The sequence below is a fragment of the Bradyrhizobium elkanii USDA 76 genome, from assembly GCF_023278185.1.
GTDB lineage: Bacteria > Pseudomonadota > Alphaproteobacteria > Rhizobiales > Xanthobacteraceae > Bradyrhizobium > Bradyrhizobium elkanii.
Genome location: NZ_CP066356.1, coordinates 4,818,406 through 4,833,912 on the forward strand (window position 1 = coordinate 4,818,406; position 15,507 = coordinate 4,833,912).

Annotated in this window: 20 protein-coding genes; 14 read left to right on the plus strand and 6 right to left on the minus strand. The window is 63.7% G+C overall.

What is annotated here, in order from left to right; translation table 11 throughout:
- Positions 1-209: 209 nt before the first annotated feature.
- Positions 210-1,394, minus strand: a complete 1,185-nt coding sequence (locus JEY66_RS23480) for an acetate/propionate family kinase (protein WP_018271694.1) — start codon at positions 1,392-1,394, stop codon at positions 210-212.
- Between the two features lie 3 nt (positions 1,395-1,397).
- Entirely contained in the window at positions 1,398-3,809 is a 2,412-nt protein-coding gene (locus JEY66_RS23485; RefSeq protein ID WP_018271693.1) for a phosphoketolase family protein, read from the minus strand.
- A 334-nt stretch (positions 3,810-4,143) separates the two neighbouring features.
- On the opposite strand from JEY66_RS23485, the gene JEY66_RS23490 reads away from it, so the two are divergent.
- The 4 genes from JEY66_RS23490 to JEY66_RS23505 all read left to right on the plus strand — a co-directional run bounded on the left by JEY66_RS23490 (position 4,144) and on the right by JEY66_RS23505 (position 5,691).
- Positions 4,144-4,287: a hypothetical protein gene (locus JEY66_RS23490; RefSeq protein ID WP_016840730.1), complete on the plus strand. Its 144-nt coding sequence runs from the start codon at positions 4,144-4,146 to the stop codon at positions 4,285-4,287.
- Between the two features lie 161 nt (positions 4,288-4,448).
- On the plus strand, positions 4,449-4,796 hold the full coding sequence (locus JEY66_RS23495) for a response regulator (RefSeq protein WP_016840732.1): 348 nt from the start codon (positions 4,449-4,451) through the stop codon (positions 4,794-4,796).
- Positions 4,797-5,086: 290 nt separating this feature from the next.
- Positions 5,087-5,263 carry a hypothetical protein gene (locus tag JEY66_RS23500; RefSeq protein ID WP_016840733.1) on the plus strand — a complete coding sequence of 59 codons (177 nt, stop codon included), beginning with the start codon at positions 5,087-5,089 and terminating at the stop codon, positions 5,261-5,263.
- 248 nt (positions 5,264-5,511) lie between these two features.
- Positions 5,512-5,691: a hypothetical protein gene (locus JEY66_RS23505; RefSeq protein WP_016840737.1), complete on the plus strand. Its 180-nt coding sequence runs from the start codon at positions 5,512-5,514 to the stop codon at positions 5,689-5,691.
- Here JEY66_RS23505 and JEY66_RS23510 read toward each other — a convergent pair.
- The 3 genes from JEY66_RS23510 to JEY66_RS23520 form a co-directional block, all read right to left on the minus strand.
- Complete coding sequence (locus JEY66_RS23510) at positions 5,670-5,936, minus strand: hypothetical protein (protein ID WP_129965016.1); 267 nt, start codon at positions 5,934-5,936, stop codon at positions 5,670-5,672. The two genes, JEY66_RS23505 and JEY66_RS23510, sit on opposite strands and share 22 nt — an antisense overlap.
- A gap of 78 nt (positions 5,937-6,014) precedes the next feature.
- On the minus strand, positions 6,015-6,194 hold the full coding sequence (locus JEY66_RS23515) for a hypothetical protein (protein ID WP_240537272.1): 180 nt from the start codon (positions 6,192-6,194) through the stop codon (positions 6,015-6,017).
- A gap of 131 nt (positions 6,195-6,325) precedes the next feature.
- Positions 6,326-6,694, minus strand: a complete 369-nt coding sequence (locus JEY66_RS23520; RefSeq protein ID WP_018271691.1) for a response regulator — start codon at positions 6,692-6,694, stop codon at positions 6,326-6,328.
- A 387-nt stretch (positions 6,695-7,081) separates the two neighbouring features.
- Here JEY66_RS23520 and JEY66_RS23525 point away from each other — a divergent pair, with 387 nt between their 5' ends.
- The 10 genes from JEY66_RS23525 (at position 7,082) to JEY66_RS23570 (ending at position 14,748) form a co-directional block, all read left to right on the plus strand.
- Positions 7,082-9,400 carry a chemotaxis protein CheB gene (locus tag JEY66_RS23525; RefSeq protein WP_018271690.1) on the plus strand — a complete coding sequence of 773 codons (2,319 nt, stop codon included), beginning with the start codon at positions 7,082-7,084 and terminating at the stop codon, positions 9,398-9,400.
- Positions 9,401-10,147 (plus strand): Crp/Fnr family transcriptional regulator, encoded by a 747-nt coding sequence (locus JEY66_RS23530; RefSeq protein WP_016840746.1) that lies wholly within the window; start codon positions 9,401-9,403, stop codon positions 10,145-10,147. It abuts the gene before it with no gap.
- A 233-nt stretch (positions 10,148-10,380) separates the two neighbouring features.
- Positions 10,381-10,635, plus strand: a complete 255-nt coding sequence (locus JEY66_RS23535) for a hypothetical protein (protein WP_075968695.1) — start codon at positions 10,381-10,383, stop codon at positions 10,633-10,635.
- A 246-nt stretch (positions 10,636-10,881) separates the two neighbouring features.
- Positions 10,882-11,730 carry a hypothetical protein gene (locus JEY66_RS23540; RefSeq protein WP_018271689.1) on the plus strand — a complete coding sequence of 283 codons (849 nt, stop codon included), beginning with the start codon at positions 10,882-10,884 and terminating at the stop codon, positions 11,728-11,730.
- A gap of 33 nt (positions 11,731-11,763) precedes the next feature.
- Positions 11,764-11,985, plus strand: coding sequence for a hypothetical protein (locus JEY66_RS23545; protein ID WP_026192781.1), 222 nt, complete (start codon positions 11,764-11,766; stop codon positions 11,983-11,985).
- 4 nt (positions 11,986-11,989) lie between these two features.
- Complete coding sequence (locus tag JEY66_RS23550; RefSeq protein ID WP_018271687.1) at positions 11,990-12,433, plus strand: hypothetical protein; 444 nt, start codon at positions 11,990-11,992, stop codon at positions 12,431-12,433.
- A gap of 97 nt (positions 12,434-12,530) precedes the next feature.
- Positions 12,531-13,046, plus strand: a complete 516-nt coding sequence (locus tag JEY66_RS23555; protein WP_016845947.1) for a hypothetical protein — start codon at positions 12,531-12,533, stop codon at positions 13,044-13,046.
- A 2-nt stretch (positions 13,047-13,048) separates the two neighbouring features.
- Entirely contained in the window at positions 13,049-14,131 is a 1,083-nt protein-coding gene (locus JEY66_RS23560; RefSeq protein WP_016845946.1) for a YihY/virulence factor BrkB family protein, read from the plus strand.
- Between the two features lie 53 nt (positions 14,132-14,184).
- On the plus strand, positions 14,185-14,409 hold the full coding sequence (locus JEY66_RS23565; RefSeq protein WP_016845945.1) for a hypothetical protein: 225 nt from the start codon (positions 14,185-14,187) through the stop codon (positions 14,407-14,409).
- Between the two features lie 9 nt (positions 14,410-14,418).
- The gene (locus JEY66_RS23570) at positions 14,419-14,748 is read left to right on the plus strand and encodes a four-helix bundle copper-binding protein (protein WP_026192779.1); all 330 of its coding nucleotides are present in this window, start codon (positions 14,419-14,421) and stop codon (positions 14,746-14,748) included.
- Between the two features lie 191 nt (positions 14,749-14,939).
- Here JEY66_RS23570 and JEY66_RS23575 read toward each other — a convergent pair whose 3' ends face one another.
- Complete coding sequence (locus JEY66_RS23575; protein ID WP_016845942.1) at positions 14,940-15,371, minus strand: CBS domain-containing protein; 432 nt, start codon at positions 15,369-15,371, stop codon at positions 14,940-14,942.
- Positions 15,372-15,507 lie beyond the last annotated feature (136 nt).

Sequence of the window (15,507 nt, forward strand, 5' to 3'; positions counted from 1 at the left end):
CTTCCAGGCTTCGGAATGGCGAAGGCCCTGACGCCGGGCCGAGCGTCAGGGCCTTTGCGGTGCGGAGACGACCCCAGCACCTTTCAGGGCCTGGGAGCCGACAGTGGGGTCATCCGCCTGCACCGTTGTCGAGATCTAGCAGGCAACAAATAGCATGCGCCCGTCGCCGGCGTTCGCATTTGCATATGTGAATCGGCCTCTCGTCGATCCTAGGTTCCCGGGATCAAGGCTGCGCAGTGGCGAGCGATGGTTGCTTCCTCGTTGGTTGCTATGACGAGCACATCCACTGAACTATCCTCGCAAGCAATGTGCAGCTGTGCCGCAGCGTTGGCGGATGGATCGAGCTGGACACCCAGCCATCGGAGCCGTTCGCAGACCTGCTCGCGAATCTCGCTCGCGTGCTCGCCGATACCGCCTGTGAACACCAGGCATTCCAATCCGCCCAGCGTGCCAGCCATCGCGGCGACTTGTTGCGCGATGCGGAACGTGAAGAGGTCAACCGCTTCCTTCGCGGCGGGCTCCTGGCTTGCGAGCAGGACACGCATGTCGGAGGACAGGCCTGAAACGCCGAGCAGCCCCGATTGGTGATAAAGCAGCTGCTCAAGGTCGTCGACCGACATGCCGTTCTGCTGCTGGAGGTAAAGCAGAACGCCCGGATCGATCGTGCCGCAACGAGTCCCCATGACCAGGCCGTCGAGAGGCGTCAGCCCCATCGTGGTGTCGATGCTGCGGCCGTTCCGCATGGCGCAGAGGCTTGCGCCGTTGCCGAGATGCGCCACCACGGTGCGCTTCGAGGAAAGCTCCGGCGAGATGTCGGCGAGGCGGCCCGCGATATATTCGAAGGAGAGACCGTGAAAGCCGTATCGCCGAATGCCGGCGCGTTCGAGATGTCTCGGGATCGCAAGCCGATTGACGGGCGGCGCGAGGCCATGATGGAACGACGTGTCGAAGCAGGCGACCTGCATCAGTTCCGGCCGGATCGCGCCGATTGCCCGGATTGGCGTCAGGCAGCGAGGCTGATGCAGCGGCGCCAGCGGGGTGAGGGCGTCGAGGGCGGCAAGCACCGTCCGATTGATTTCGACCGGACGCGGAAACTCGCGGCCGCCGTGAACGACGCGATGCCCGACGGCACGCAGCCGCTCGCCGAGATGATGTTCGATCCGAGCCAGGACTGCGGCAAACAGCCGATCGGGCGGCGTATCTGGTTCGACTTGCTCCAACGCGAACGACGCGCGGCCGGCCGGATCGGTGAAGACCAATCGCGACGCGCCCTCGTGCTCATCGATCTGTGCCTTGCAGAGCAGCGTGGGATCGGTACGCGAAGCATCGAAAAGGCCGAACTTGATGCTCGACGAGCCGGAGTTGACGATCAGGACCGCATCGGACGTCGGCATGGCTCAACCGCCGGATTTGGCAGGTGCTCTGCCGTCCGAGCCGTTCGGCCAGACCCAGTCTCGAACCTCCGGCATGTCCTCGCCATGCTCGCGCACATATCGCGCATGCGCGATCAAGGCATCCCGGTATCCTTGCTTGATCTGTGCGGCCTTGGTGGCGAGCCCCGGCACGCGCTCGATCGCCTCGATCGCGAGATGGTAGCGGTCTAGTCCATTGAGAACGACCATGTCGAAAGGTGTGGTCGTCGTGCCTTCCTCGACAAAGCCGCGCACGTGCATGTTGTCGTGATTGGCCCGGCCATAGGTGAGCCGGTGGATCAGATAAGGGTAGCCGTGGTAGGCGAAGATGACGGGGCGATCGCGCGTGAACAGGCTGTCGAAGTCGCGATCGCTGAGGCCATGAGGGTGCTGTTGCCTCGGCTGCAGCGTCATCAGGTCGACGACGTTGACCACGCGGATCTTGAGGTCGGGGAGGGCCTTGTGCAGAAGATCAACGGCGGCGAGCGTCTCCAGCGTTGGCACGTCACCGGCGCAGGCCATCACGACATCGGGCTCGCTGGTGGGATCCTCGGTTCCGGCCCACGTCCAGATGCCAATGCCGGCATCGCAATGAGTGGCGGCGTCCTGCATCGAAAGCCACTGCGCGGACGGTTGTTTGCCCGCGACAATGACATTGATCCGATCGTAGGTCCGCAGGCAGTGATCGGCGACCCATAGCAGCGTGTTGGCGTCGGGCGGGAAATAGACCCGGACGATGTCGGCTTTCTTGTTGGTGACCAGATCGACAAAGCCGGGATCCTGGTGGCTGAAGCCGTTGTGATCCTGGCGCCAGACATGCGATGTCAGCAGATAATTGAGCGAGGCGATCGAACGCCGCCACGGCAATTGACGCGAGACCTTCAGCCATTTTGCGTGCTGGTTGAACATCGAATCCACGATGTGGATGAACGCTTCATAGCAGGAGAAGAAGCCGTGGCGTCCGGTCAATAGATAGCCCTCCAGCCAGCCCTGGCAGAGGTGCTCGCTGAGGACTTCCATGACACGGCCGTCTTGAGCGAGATGGACATCATACGGCTCGGTCGGCTCCATCCAGACCCGGTCCGTGGCTTCGAACACGGCATCCAGCCGGTTCGAGGCGGTTTCGTCAGGCCCCATGATGCGGAAATTGCCGGCATCGGCATTCAGCTTGAGGACATCGCGCAGGTATTTTCCAAGCTCGTGCGTCGCTGCGGCGACCGTCTGACCCGGCTGCTTTACGTCGACGGCAAATGCGCGGTAGTCCGGCAGCCGGAGCTCACGTTTCAGAAGGCCGCCATTGGCATGTGGATTGGCGCCCATCCGACGGTTTGCGGTCGGGGCGAGGGCTTGGAGCTCCGGGATCAGCGCACCATCCTTGTCGAACAGCTCCTCGGGATGGTAGCTGCGCATCCAGTCTTCAAGCAGCCTGAGATGCGCGGGGTTGTCGCGGACTTGCGCGATCGGCACCTGGTGCGCGCGCCAAAAGCCCTCGACTTTGAGCCCGTCGACCTCCTTCGGACCGGTCCAGCCCTTTGGACTGCGCAGCACGATCATCGGCCAGCGCGGCCGCCCCGACCGCTTGCTGCCGCGCGCCTCGGTTTGGATCTTGTGAATGGCTGCAAGCGCCTCATCCAGGGCAGCGGCCATGGCGCGATGCATCGGCATCGGATCGTCGCCCTCGACGAAAAGCGGCTCATGTCCGTAGCCGCGAAAGAGGTTGCGGATTTCCTCGTCGCCCATCCGCCCGAGCACCGTCGGATTGGCGATCTTGTAGCCGTTGAGGTGCAGGATCGGCAGCACCGCGCCGTCACGCGCGGGATTTAAGAACTTGTTCGAGTGCCACGATGCAGCCAGCGGACCGGTTTCCGCCTCGCCATCGCCGACGACGCAGGCCACGATCAGATCCGGATTGTCGAACGCCGCGCCATAGGCGTGGACCAGCGAATAGCCGAGTTCGCCACCCTCATGAATGGAGCCGGGCGTTTCCGGTGCCGCGTGGCTTGGAATACCGCCGGGGAAGGAAAACTGCCGGAACAGCTTGCGCAGACCGTCGGTGTCTCGGCCGACATCGGGATAGATCTCGCTGTAGGTGCCTTCGAGATATGTGTTCGCCACCATGCCCGGACCGCCATGTCCGGGACCGCAAATGTAGATGACGTTGAGATCGAGCGCGCGGATGACCCGGTTGAGATGGGCATAGACGAAATTCAAGCCCGGCGTGGTACCCCAATGGCCGAGCAGGCGGGGCTTGATGTGTTCCTTGCGCAGCGGCTCGCCGAGCAGCGGATTGTCGAGAAGGTAGATCTGGCCGACCGAAAGGTAATTGGCGGCGCGCCAGTAGCGGTCGAGCAGGTCGAGATTGCCGGCGGTCGTTCTTTGTTCAATCGTTGCTTTCATGGAGCCAACTCCTCCCCAAAACTATCACAACAACGTCAGGTTGATCCCGCCGGCAATGATCGTGCTCGACCCTTGGCGAGGCCGGGCGGGACGCCAGGCAGCGATATCGGCGGCGGTTCTTGGCTGATGCATCGCGTTCGCTGGCTCCAACCGCAGGCGCCGCCCCTCGTTCCTTCGTTTGCCGCCTGGAGCGGCGCACCCCCTGCAGCCTGGCGGTGACGGCGACTGGTTTGGTCTTCGGCATCGGCAAACGAGGCATCTCCGAGCGAGATCATTGATCTCTCATATGTAAATGCCGGAACCAGGCAGAGAGATGACAAGCGGCAAGTGACTGATGTTCGACCGCGATTCGATATCCGCCATAGTCAGCCGAAGGGTGCAGTTGATGAATCTCATCGACCGCTACTTTTTCGCCGCAACGATTACCGTGACAATTGTACTCTGGCTGTACCTTGGGTTGTTGGTGGCCGGTAGCTGACGGCGTGTGCCTGGAAAACGGGACCAGTCCCACCTTGGCGTCGAAATTCCCCGCTCGCTGAAATAGGTCATGGCCGCTGTCCTGAACGCCGCGTCGGGAAACCCAACCGGCGGAACAACGTTAACACCTCGATCATCCGCGCAACTGGCAGAGGTACTGCTATGCGTACGATCTTGATCGTGGAAGACGAGTATTTCATTGCCGATGACTGCGCCACGCTGGCACGACAGGCCGGCTATCACGTCGTCGGGCCGTTCGCTTCGATCGACGAAGCCCGCCCGCACGCTTCCGTAGCCTCTGGCGCGCTGATCGACATCAACGTCAATGGAACTTCGTCCTACAAGTTGATCGATACCCTGATTGCGATGGGTACACCGGTCACCCTGTACACCGGCTACGACGCCAGCACGCTGCCCGAGAAGTATGCGCATCTCCCCGTGGTGACCAAGCCGCGCGGGTGTGCGGAAGCTCTTGGGATGCTGTGCAAGCAGATGAGCTTCGCCGGATAGCCGGCGAGCTGAACGCAGATCGATGCGCGCGCCGGGATGCGCAGCGGTGGTTGATGGGGTAGACGGCCCCCCGTGAGAGCTCGCTGCTCTTTCTACACGTCGTCCCTGCGAACACTTTCGCAGGGACGACACCGGATGTATTGCGCTGAGGTTCCCGGCGCGGCACTTTTGTTGGCAACTTTCCTGGCCGAGGTTTATTGTCTTCTTATCACCGGCCGAGGCTCTGCCCGTAGGCGTCGGTGGCTGAGAGACCGAGCGCGCTCCCGCCTGCACAGCGAGGGAGCGCGGCCATGGCTGATGTGCCCAACGCTTACCAAGCTTGGCGCGAAGAACTCGTTGCTCAGACGCACGAGGTGATCCAGCGTTCGCTCAGAATATTGCGCGAGAATCCGTCGGCCGACACGTTCGTCGGCCGCAAGACGCAAGAGCCGTTCCCCCAAGAGGAAATCCGCTACGGGAACCCATGATCTTGATCGGCGTTGGGTTCTCCGCTCAGTGCTCTTGGCGGAGGCAAAGCATGTGGGACGACTACTGGTTTCAGCTCGCCAGGTTCGAGGCCATGAAGCGACGAATTCAAGCTGGCAACGAACTCTTGCAAAAACAGCTCGCCGGTTCTTATGAACGGATACGACTGTCGTGCCGTCTATTACGCCAACCCGATCCTAACTTATCCTATGATAGGGCAGATGACACGACCCCCGGGTAATGTAGCTTGATGATTGATCCGCTGTTCGCCCGCGCTGAGCTCGCCATAGAAGAAAGTCAAACTTTGCGCGAACAAAGGAAATCGCTTACGGATCAACGAGACGAGCAACTCGCCGAGCTGCGGCAATCGGTGCATAATTCGGCGAGCGCGCGCACGGAGATCAAAGCTCACCGCGACAACTGCAAGTAAGGTTTCGCTGGTGGGATCCGGGCATGTGCAGTATGCTGATGGGTCGGTAACGTCGACGAGCGGGCTTGGATGAAGCGCTCGAGATGCGCGGACAATTCGTAACTCAGCGCCAACCGTCGCCAGGATCGCGCCAGCAACTCATAATCCTTGCGCGTCGTTTCGACGCTGGCTGTCGAGGCCCGATGGTCGGCTTCGTCGGCCAGTTGCAGGCATTCCGCGATCCGATCTGTTGAATGGTGCAGCATCGTTGTCCTTCCTGAGGAAGATGCGCCGGGTGGATGGGTCACGCCGCCGGTTCGCCGGAGATCGTGAGCCGAGACAAATCAGGCAATATGAACGTCAGCCGATCTCAACGTCCTGAGCTGCGCGACCACGAGGCGTAACTCGTCCGCCAATTGGGCGTTACGGATGCGGGTTTCCGTGACGGTTGAGAGGTCGGCGACCAGCGCGCGTTCTGCGGCCGTCTGCTCAAGTTGCTCGATACGTCTTTCGATGTCGGTCATCACGCACCCCGTCCGATATCGCGACTGGAGTATCGTGGCGGTCGCTGCAAACCTCCGCACTAACATTTGCAAATGCTCGAGCGGATTATTCGTGTCCGGCAGCGTCGTTGAGACAGGCGGTCAAGCCTGGTTCATGGGATCGCGCGCAGGATCATGCCCGCGAGCCCCTGGGCCATGGTGCGATGGTCGAACGGCTTCTCCCACAACGGGACGTCCGCGAATTCGGTGCCGAGTACGATCTTGTCGTATCCCGAGGTGAACACGATCGGCACGCCGCGCGCCTGGAGCTCGCGCGCGACCGGATAGATCATCTGCTGGCGGATGTTCACATCGAGCACCGCACCATCGATCACGCCGCCGTCGTGCAGGATGCGAAGCGCATCGGCGATGTCAGCGGCCGGACCGGCGATATCGGCACCGAGCGCGCGCAGCGCGCTGCGCATGTCGTCGGCAAGGAAATACTCGTCTTCGACGATCAGGACGCGGCGTCCTGTCAGCAATGGGCCCTCGGTCAAACGTGCAGAAAAATCAAACATATCAACTCCGGCCGCGCCCGGCATGTCGTCATCGCAAAATTGGAACGTAGGACGAATGCTCGCCTTGTTGCAAACAATGTTGGAAAGGGCAGGTTCCATGTCCCATCGAGACATCATCGCCATCGGCGGTTCGGCCGGGGTAGCGGCGCGAACTCACTGGAAAGGTCTATCGTCGGGTCGGCCGCCGCCAAGCAAACATGATCCGTCGCGCTCTGGAGGACAAGCGGCGGCCACATCGCGCTTCCCTGCAGGTAGGAGATTTCCTACTTATCCCATCGGGATAGGATCAAACTCTGGTATCAACGGGCACGGGCGAGAATGCCCGTCGGAGAATTGAGAGCCGCTGCGACCATGGATGACGTCGGCCAGCCCCAGGGCGGAGATGGAGAGCGCGAGAGTAAGGCGCCGCTGATCGTAGGCGTGGGGGCATCCGCCGGCGCTCTCGATAGCATCGAGCGGTTCTTTTCCCGGCTGCGGCTCAATCCGGATCAAGCCGTCGTGCTCGTGCTGCAGGACCACGATGTCATCGAGTATGCCCGGCTGCGCGACGCGCTGCAACGATCGGAAGGCGCGCGGGTGTCCGAGATCACGGACGGTCAGGTCGTCGAGGGCGGCGTGATCCATCTTTGCCCCTCTGACATGATCACCACGATCCAGAGCGGCCGTTTCGCCGTCCGGCGCGCCGAGCAGGCGCGCGGCGACCGGGCGACCATCGACAGTTTCCTGGTCTCGCTGGCGGAGGACCGCGCCGAGCAATCGATCGGCGTGGTGCTGGCCGGCACGGGCGGCGATGGCACGCTGGGGGTCGGGACCTTGAAGGATCATGGCGGCCTCGCGATCGCCGAACGCATTGGCGACGGCCAGTCCAACCCCCACGACGAAGGCAGTTCGGCCGCGGCGATCGCCGATTTTGTGCTGCCGCCAGAGGACATCCCGGAGCGTATCGATGTCTATTCCCGCCACCTCCGCCGGCTCGAGACCGGGACGCGGCTGCCGCCGGAATTCCCCATCACGACGGCGGCCGGACGGGTCGCGATCGACATCCCGCCGATACGTTCCGTTGGCCCGGATGTCGGCCTCGAGCGCCGCGCCCAGCGCATTGCCGAGCGCTACGCGCCCGCCTACGTCATTACCGACGGCCACTATCACATCCTGCATTTCTCCGGCCGCACCGGCCGCTACGTCGAGCCGACCGCAGGGACGGCGACGCTCGATTTGCTGCAACTCGTGCATCGCGACCTCAGGCTTGAATTGCGCACCGTGCTCAGCCGTGCCGCTGAAACCAATGAACCGGCGCATGCCGAGCAGGTGCGGCTCGGCGTCAACGGGCATCGCGTGCTGGTCGACATCACCGTCGAGCCGATCCAGGACGGCCCTGCCGGCCATCGCAATTTCGTCGTGCTGTTCAAGGATGGCCCGATCCGTCCCGTGGAGCAGGCCGAGAGCAATCCCAGCATTCTGATCGGGACCGAGCATGTCGAGCGGCTGGAAAGCGAGCTGCTCGCCACCCGCGAGCGGCTACAGGCCACCATCGAGGAACTCGAAAACACCAATGAGAAGCTGAAGTCCTCCAACGAAGAATACCAGTCGCTCAACGAGGAGCTGGAGACCTCGCGCGAGGAATTGCAGTCGGTCAATGGGGAGCTGACCACCGTCAATGGCGAGCTGGCGCACCGCGTGCAGGAACTCACCCAGGCCACCAGCGACCTGAAGAATTTCCTCGAGAGCACCCGGATCGCAACCGTGTTCCTCGACAACGATCTCAAGGTGATGAACTTCACGCCGGCGATCACGCATTTGCTGCATCTGGTCGAGACCGATGTCGGCCGCCCGATCGCGCATATCAAGGCGCGCATCCCGATCGAGGAGCTCTATGATGATGTCCGCCGCGTGCAGCGGACGCTGGCCAGCGCCGAGCGCGAGCTGACCGCGCCCGACAGCGGCACGCGCTATATCGTGCGCATCCTGCCGTACCGCAGCATCGACAATTTCATCGCCGGCGTCGTGATCAGCTTCATCGACGTCACCGCGATCACCCGGGCTGAGGAGCGGCAGCGGCTGCTGCTCGCCGAGCTGCAGCATCGCGTCCGCAACACGCTCGGCGTGGTCCGCTCGATCGCGCGCCGCTCGGCCGAGACCAGCGCGAACGTCGAGGACTATGCATCGCATCTCGACGGCCGGCTCAACGCCTTCGCGCGGACCCAGTCGCTGGTGACCCGCGATCCGGAAGGCGGCGTCGATCTGGAATATCTCGTGGTCGAGGAATTGCTGGCTTACAACGCGCGGGAGGGCGAGCAACTGAGAGTCTCCGGTCCCGGGATCCGCCTGCAACCCAAGGCCGCGGAGACCTTCGCACTGGCAATCCACGAACTCGCAACCAACGCCTTGAAATATGGCGCGCTGAGCCAACGCGCCGGGCGCATCGACGTTACATGGCGCATCGATGATGCGGCCGAGCCACGGCAACTGGTGTTCAACTGGCGCGAACGCAGCGGGCCTGAGGTGACGCCGCCGCGCCGCAGGGGATTTGGATCCGATCTCCTGGAGCGGACGCTGGCGTTCGAGTTCAAGGGCAAGGGCACGCTTGAGTTCAATCCGTCGGGACTTCACTGCACGATCGCCATACCGATGAGCCCGCAAGCGATCCATACGCCGAGCATGGGGAGCTAGATGCATCCCCCGGTGCTCGAGGGGAATTTGGCGCAGCCGGTGATCCGGCGGCTCAACGCCATGCGGCAATTGTCCGAACGGGGAATCGCGTTGCTGCAACAGGCGATCCAGGACGGGCTGCACCGCGCCCGCCCGGGCGAAGACCTCGCCACCGAGGGCGATCCGGTCGACAGCGTCAGGATCATCCTGTCGGGCTGGCTCTGCCGCTACAAGACGCTGGCCGACGGTCGTCGCCAGATCGTCAATTTTGTCCTGCCGGGCGACAGCTGCGACGCCTGCGTTTATCTGCTGTCGGTGATGGATCATTCGATCGGCGCACTGACCCCGGTTACCTACGCCGACATCAAGCGTCCGGTGTTCGAGCAGCTGCTGGCGAGCGACCGTTCGCTGGAGGAAGCGCTCTGGTGCGAAACCATGGTGAGCAGCGCGATCCAGCGGGAATGGACGGTCAATATCGGGCGGCGCGTGGCGCTGGAGCGGGTCGCGCATCTGTTGTGCGAACTCTATGAGCGCCTGCTGCCGGTTGGAATGATCGACGGCGATTCCTGCCTGTTTCCGATCACGCAGATGGATCTCGCCGATGCCACCGGCCTGTCGGTGGTCCATGTCAACAGGACGCTGCAGGAGCTGCGCGGCTCCGGCCTGATCGTGCTGCGCGACCGCATACTGACGATCAACGACCTGAAGCAGCTCAAGGACACGGCGCTGTTTTCGGCCGACTATCTGCACACCAAGCGGCACGGCTGAGACGCGGCAAGGTTCCGACGTCGGAGCTGACGCACCGACCGGCGTCAGCTGTCGAACAGGTGGAAGTGCGGCCACAGCGATCGAGTAGAGCGCATCGACGGCTCCTCGATCTCGCCCGCCGGTCACGTCCAGCCGCCATGATGGTGAAGGAACGTTCAGGAAAGTTCCGATCCTGTTCCTGCAACATGCGCGGACGCCGGTCGTTATCACGGCGTACTGGAAAGGAGGATGCCATGACGAAGCTTACTTACGCTCTTGCCGCAGTTGCGGCACTCTCGACAGCGGCACCGACCGTTGCGAGCGCGCAGGGTGTGGGCATCTATGTCGGCCGCGACCACGGCTACTACGGCGATCGATATTATGGTGGCCCGCGCGTCGACGTATACCGGCATGACCGGGGCTGGCACCACGGCTGGTACAACCATCATCGCGACTACTACCGCGACCGCGGCTTCGTGATCCGTGGTCATGACTGGGACGACGACTAACGGTGCTGGTCGCACGTCGCGATAAGCAGATCGCGATGACCAATGAGGGCCTCGCTTCGGCGGGGCCCTTTTTTGTTGGCTTATCGCATCGCGCCGGTTCGTCCGCGTAGGAACCTTGGCTTCTCCACCCGATTGTCAGGACGAGAAGGACGGAGGAGGTTTTCATGAACCAGTTGATTTATCTGGTCGGACTGATCGTGGTCATTTTGGCGATATTGTCGTTCTTCGGATTGCGGTAGGCGCGCCATGGATAACGAGCGAGGGCTTGCCGTGTCCGCCGCCAACAGGACCGGGCTTCGGCTGCAATGGAGCCCGGTCATCGCCGGCGCGTTGGCCGCGGCGGCGCTGTCGGTGATTTTGATCGGCTTCGGCGCGGCGGTCGGATTGGGCGTGAGTTCAAGCTCGCCGTCGTGGCGCGACGCATCAGCCGCGCTCGCGTTGCTGTCGGGGCTGTATCTGATCCTGCAGGCACTGGTGAGCTTCGGCGTCGGCGGCTACATCGCCGGCCGGGCCCAGCGCGTGATCGGCGCAACGCCATCCGACGAGATCGACAGCTGCGACGGGCTTCACGGACTGACCGCCTGGGCGCTCGCCATCATCCTCGGTGCTACGATCGTCGGGCTGGTTGGCCTGTCGAGCGGGCGTCCGGTGGTCCAGAACCGGCCATCTGCGACGGCCGCGGAGCCGTTGCTGAGCGCCGAGCTCGACCGTCTGTACCGGTCGCCGCGGCGTCCGGCCAATATCGATATCGGCTATGAGCGGGCGGAGGCGGGCCGCATCCTGCTGACGAGCTCCGGCCGCAGCGGCGTCAGCGCCGACGATCGCAGCTACCTGATCCAGCAGGTCGCGGCCGCGACCGGTCTGCCTGCTGCGGAGGCGGAGAAACGCGTCGACAGCGTGATGGGCGATGCCAGGACCGCCATCCAGCGGTCGCGGCGCAGCGCGGTGATTTTGGCATTCTCGGTTGCGGCGGCGCTGCTGTTCGGTGCGGTCGCCGCGTGGGCCGCGGCCGGCGCGGGCGGCCGTCACCGCGACGGGGCCGCGCTGCCGGAGTGGATGGGCGGCAGGCCGACGACGGCCGTGCCGATTGTCTGATGCAGTTGTGTATGTCCTTCAAGGGAGACGATGATGGCAACGATCTTGGTGATGGATCACTCCGGCGACACGAGGCAGCAATTCGATCCCGACAACAGCGAGCAGCTGGCCTGGGCGAATGCCCGCTTCGCCCAGCTCACGTCGGACGGCTACACTGCAGCAATTCGGCAGGCGACCGGAGAGGTGAGGTTGGTCCGCGCGCTTGACCCGACCGCCGAGGAAACCCTGTTCTATCCGAGGCTGGTCGGCGGTTGACGCCATGCTCGCCCGTCTGCGCGAGATGCCCCTGCGGTCCGCGCTCCAAGGAGCCGCCAGCACGCTGCGTGCGACGCTGGCCGCGATCTGGGATCGCTGGAAAGCGTATGAGCGAATTGAGGCGCGCGGACTTGCGCTGCTGTCCGTTTGGCTGTCACCCGAGCAGCGGGCGCAATTCGAAAAGTATAATCGCTTCGACGTCATCGGCTCGGAGTCCGGCAAGCGATACCGGATTTGCTACGGCACCTCGACCAACGTCTACGAGATGGACGGCGGCGATCGCATCGTGCTGGGCTGGTGCTTCCGGCCCGTCGGCTCGCTGGTGGCGGGCGACGTGATGCTTGCCCAGAAAATCGCGCTCGAAACCGACGAACGCGGGGCGCTCATGGTTGCCAAGCCATTCCCGAGCTCCATGCCACCACGCGCAAATCTCCCTCCGGTCAGTTAGCGCTCGGTCCGCGCTGTCTCGCGTGGCGCGAGCTGTCGCGCGTTGCCGGGGGGAGGAACGTCGATCTTCCCGCCGGGTTGTCGGATGCCGACTTGCAATGGACCTGGTCATGCGCGTCAATACCCGGCCGTCTTCGCTGAGCCTGATCTTCCGCTCCTACCTCGCGGACTTGCGACAATGGATGACGCGCTTGGTGACTGGCTACGCATTTGCATGCAGCTTCATGCTGGCGGGTGCGGTCTCGCTTCTGATCGCGATCGGGATCGGGGTTGGCGCGGCTTTCCACGCCCTTGAAGTGCATTACGGCATCTGGATCGCATATGCCGCGATCGGCGGCGCCTTTGTCCTCCTCGGGATCCTGGGGCTGGTCATGGGCCGCGTGCTGCTCGCGCGTCCTGCGCCGGCCGTGCCGCGCCCGGGCCGACAGGCCGACATGCTCAAGCGCGCGATCGCGGTGCCCGTCGTGGCGCGGCTGATCGCTTCCAATCGGACGGGAGCAGGGGGGAGCGTAGATCCCACCACCCGGGCACTGGCCGCCGGGGCTGCAATCATGCTTGTCGGCTGGCTTGCTGCATCGCGCGCCCGGCGTCAGCGCGACGCGATCCAGGACTAGCGATGGCGCCGCGCAATTGGACGAACGACCTGATGCTCGCCGGCGCAGCAGCTCTGGCGACCTTGGCGATCTCTCGCCAACTGTCCCGATCGGAGCGGCCGTCCGATCGGGAGCAGGGCGTCGAACCCACGCTGGCGGAAACCCTGGATCGCGGACGGCTTGCCGACACGCCACTTGAGATTCCGGCTGCCGGCTGGAAGGACATTCTGCTGCGCACCTATCAGCAGATCGGCGAGGACCGCCTGCTGGCCACCGCGGCCGGCGTCGTGTTCTACGGCTTGCTGGCGATCTTCCCGGCCATCACGGCGCTGGTCTCGAGCTACGGCCTGTTCGCCGATCCCTCCACGATCTCATCGAACCTGCAGAGCCTGGCGCTGATGCTGCCGGAAGGCTCGTTTGCCATCGTCCAGGACCAGATCGCCCGCGTGCTCGCGAAGGGGACCTCGACGCTTGGCCTGACCTTTGCCGGCGGCCTGCTGATCGCGATCTGGAGCGCCAATGCCGGCATGAAGGCGATCTTCGATGCGCTCAACGTTGTCTATGACGAGAAGGAAAACCGCGGCTTCGTCAAACTCAACCTGATGTCCCTCGCGTTCACGATCGCCGGGCTGATTTCCATCATGCTGATGGTCGGAGCGGTGGTCGTCGTCCCGCTGCTGCTGCGGCAGGTTGGACTGGGCACGACGGCCGAACTCGTCATTCGGCTCGGACGGTGGCCGATCCTGGTGCTCCTGCTCCTCACCGCGCTTGCGGTGCTTTACCGCTATGGCCCGAGCCGAACTAGGCCGCGCTGGCAGTGGCTCAGCGTCGGCGCCGTTGCAGCGGCCGTGCTGTGGCTGGCCGGTTCGGTGCTGCTCTCCTGGTATCTGGCGAACTTCGGCGATTACAACGCGACCTACGGCTCGCTGGGGGCGGCCATCGGTCTGATGACGTGGATGTGGATGTCCGCCATCATCGTGCTGTGCGGGGCAGAGCTGAATTCAGAGATCGAGCATCAGACGATGCTCGATTCGACCGAGGGCCTCCGCAAGCCGCTCGGAGCGCGTGGCGCAACCATGGCCGACACGGTCGGCAGGGCGTCGTAACCGGCGCAGACCCCGCAGCAGCGCACCCGGCAATGAGCATAGGAACCAATGGCATGACCCGGACTTATGCCAAAATGGTTGAGATCAACGTGCTGGAAAAACCGATCGAGCGGATCAAGCAAACCTGCGAGCTGATGGGCATCGCGGACAGGTTCGACCGCGCGCTTCCCGAGCTCGAGACCTTCCTCGAAGCCGAGATCGCGCAGGGCGAGGTCCGCGAGTCGAGGCTGACCCTTGACGGGCTCTGCTACCTGCGCCAGCTGCTGGCGCAGGCGTGAGGTACCGACATGGCATTCTCTGAGGAAATGAACCGATGCGTCGAGACCTGTCTGTCCTGCTATAGGACCTGTCTCGGCACGGCCATGAACCATTGTCTCGTCACCGGCGGCAAGCATGTCGAGCCGGCGCATTTCCGATTGATGATGGCCTGTGCGGAAATGTGCCGGACGGCGGCCCATTTCATGCTGATCAACACCCCGCATCACAAGCACACCTGCCGGGAATGCGCGGAGATCTGCGGTGAATGCGCCGAGGATTGCGATCGCGTCGGCGGCATGGACGAATGCGTGGCGATGTGCCGTGCGTGCGCGGAATCCTGCCGCAAGATGGCGGCTTGACGGCGCGGGCTCGCCGTTCGGTCAATCGGAGCTGACGTAGTGGGCGCGCCAGAGCAGCGCCGTGACGATCAGGGCGATGACCCCGGCGGCAATCACGATCCAAGGGACATAGTCGGCCATTGGCGCACCTGACGCTCCGCTTCGAGAGCCAGGCCTTTGCGAGCCAGCGCGCGAAGCGGAGCCGTGTAAGTCTAGAGTTGCGCGTGCTGGGTGGTCGGGCGCGAGATCTGGCTGAGCGCCATGCCGGTGCCATCGCTGGCCTGGATCAGGGCGATATCCCCGAGCGCGATGATTCCGACCAGGCGCTTGTCCCGGCTCAGCACCGGCAGGCGCCGAACCTGGATCGCACCCATGTTCTGCGCGATGTCCTCGAGCTCCTGATCCTCGAAACAATACTTCACCTCGGCCGTCATGACGTCGCCGACCCGCGAGTCGGGGCCGCGACCCATTCCGATGCCGCGAAGCGCGATGTCGCGGTCCGTGATCATGCCGACCAGGCGCTCGCCATCGGCAACCGGCAGCAGGCCGACACCGAGCGCGGCCATCGCTTCTGCGGCATCGCGGAGCGTATCGTCGGGGGTGCACAGCTGGACGTCAGGTGTCATCGCGTCGCAAACCTTCATGCTCGCCTCTCCATGTGGCTGGTTGCGTCAACGGCCTAACGATGCGGCCCGGAACGGCGTTCCTAACTTTGTCGCCGCGGCCAGGACGCAGGCGACCAACGGGAACGAAGCGTAGGCGTCGGCCGGCCGTGGTGCT

Excerpts from the sequence above, each read along its gene's own strand:
- JEY66_RS23495 (WP_016840732.1), top strand. The coding sequence starts at position 4,449 with ATGCGTACGATCTTGATCGTGGAAGACGAGTATTTCATTGCCGATGAC.
- JEY66_RS23570 (WP_026192779.1), top strand. The coding sequence starts at position 14,419 with ATGGCATTCTCTGAGGAAATGAACCGATGCGTCGAGACCTGTCTGTCC.
- JEY66_RS23550 (WP_018271687.1), top strand. The coding sequence starts at position 11,990 with ATGCTCGCCCGTCTGCGCGAGATGCCCCTGCGGTCCGCGCTCCAAGGA.
- JEY66_RS23565 (WP_016845945.1), top strand. The coding sequence starts at position 14,185 with ATGACCCGGACTTATGCCAAAATGGTTGAGATCAACGTGCTGGAAAAA.
- JEY66_RS23535 (WP_075968695.1), top strand. The coding sequence starts at position 10,381 with ATGACGAAGCTTACTTACGCTCTTGCCGCAGTTGCGGCACTCTCGACA.
- JEY66_RS23575 (WP_016845942.1), bottom strand. The coding sequence starts at position 15,371 with ATGAAGGTTTGCGACGCGATGACACCTGACGTCCAGCTGTGCACCCCC.
- JEY66_RS23515 (WP_240537272.1), bottom strand. The coding sequence starts at position 6,194 with ATGACCGACATCGAAAGACGTATCGAGCAACTTGAGCAGACGGCCGCA.
- JEY66_RS23530 (WP_016840746.1), top strand. The coding sequence starts at position 9,401 with ATGCATCCCCCGGTGCTCGAGGGGAATTTGGCGCAGCCGGTGATCCGG.
- JEY66_RS23480 (WP_018271694.1), bottom strand. The coding sequence starts at position 1,394 with ATGCCGACGTCCGATGCGGTCCTGATCGTCAACTCCGGCTCGTCGAGC.
- JEY66_RS23500 (WP_016840733.1), top strand. The coding sequence starts at position 5,087 with ATGGCTGATGTGCCCAACGCTTACCAAGCTTGGCGCGAAGAACTCGTT.
- JEY66_RS23555 (WP_016845947.1), top strand. The coding sequence starts at position 12,531 with ATGGACCTGGTCATGCGCGTCAATACCCGGCCGTCTTCGCTGAGCCTG.
- JEY66_RS23525 (WP_018271690.1), top strand. The coding sequence starts at position 7,082 with ATGGATGACGTCGGCCAGCCCCAGGGCGGAGATGGAGAGCGCGAGAGT.
- JEY66_RS23505 (WP_016840737.1), top strand. The coding sequence starts at position 5,512 with ATGATTGATCCGCTGTTCGCCCGCGCTGAGCTCGCCATAGAAGAAAGT.
- JEY66_RS23545 (WP_026192781.1), top strand. The coding sequence starts at position 11,764 with ATGGCAACGATCTTGGTGATGGATCACTCCGGCGACACGAGGCAGCAA.
- JEY66_RS23490 (WP_016840730.1), top strand. The coding sequence starts at position 4,144 with ATGTTCGACCGCGATTCGATATCCGCCATAGTCAGCCGAAGGGTGCAG.
- JEY66_RS23485 (WP_018271693.1), bottom strand. The coding sequence starts at position 3,809 with ATGAAAGCAACGATTGAACAAAGAACGACCGCCGGCAATCTCGACCTG.
- JEY66_RS23540 (WP_018271689.1), top strand. The coding sequence starts at position 10,882 with ATGGATAACGAGCGAGGGCTTGCCGTGTCCGCCGCCAACAGGACCGGG.
- JEY66_RS23560 (WP_016845946.1), top strand. The coding sequence starts at position 13,049 with ATGGCGCCGCGCAATTGGACGAACGACCTGATGCTCGCCGGCGCAGCA.
- JEY66_RS23510 (WP_129965016.1), bottom strand. The coding sequence starts at position 5,936 with ATGCTGCACCATTCAACAGATCGGATCGCGGAATGCCTGCAACTGGCC.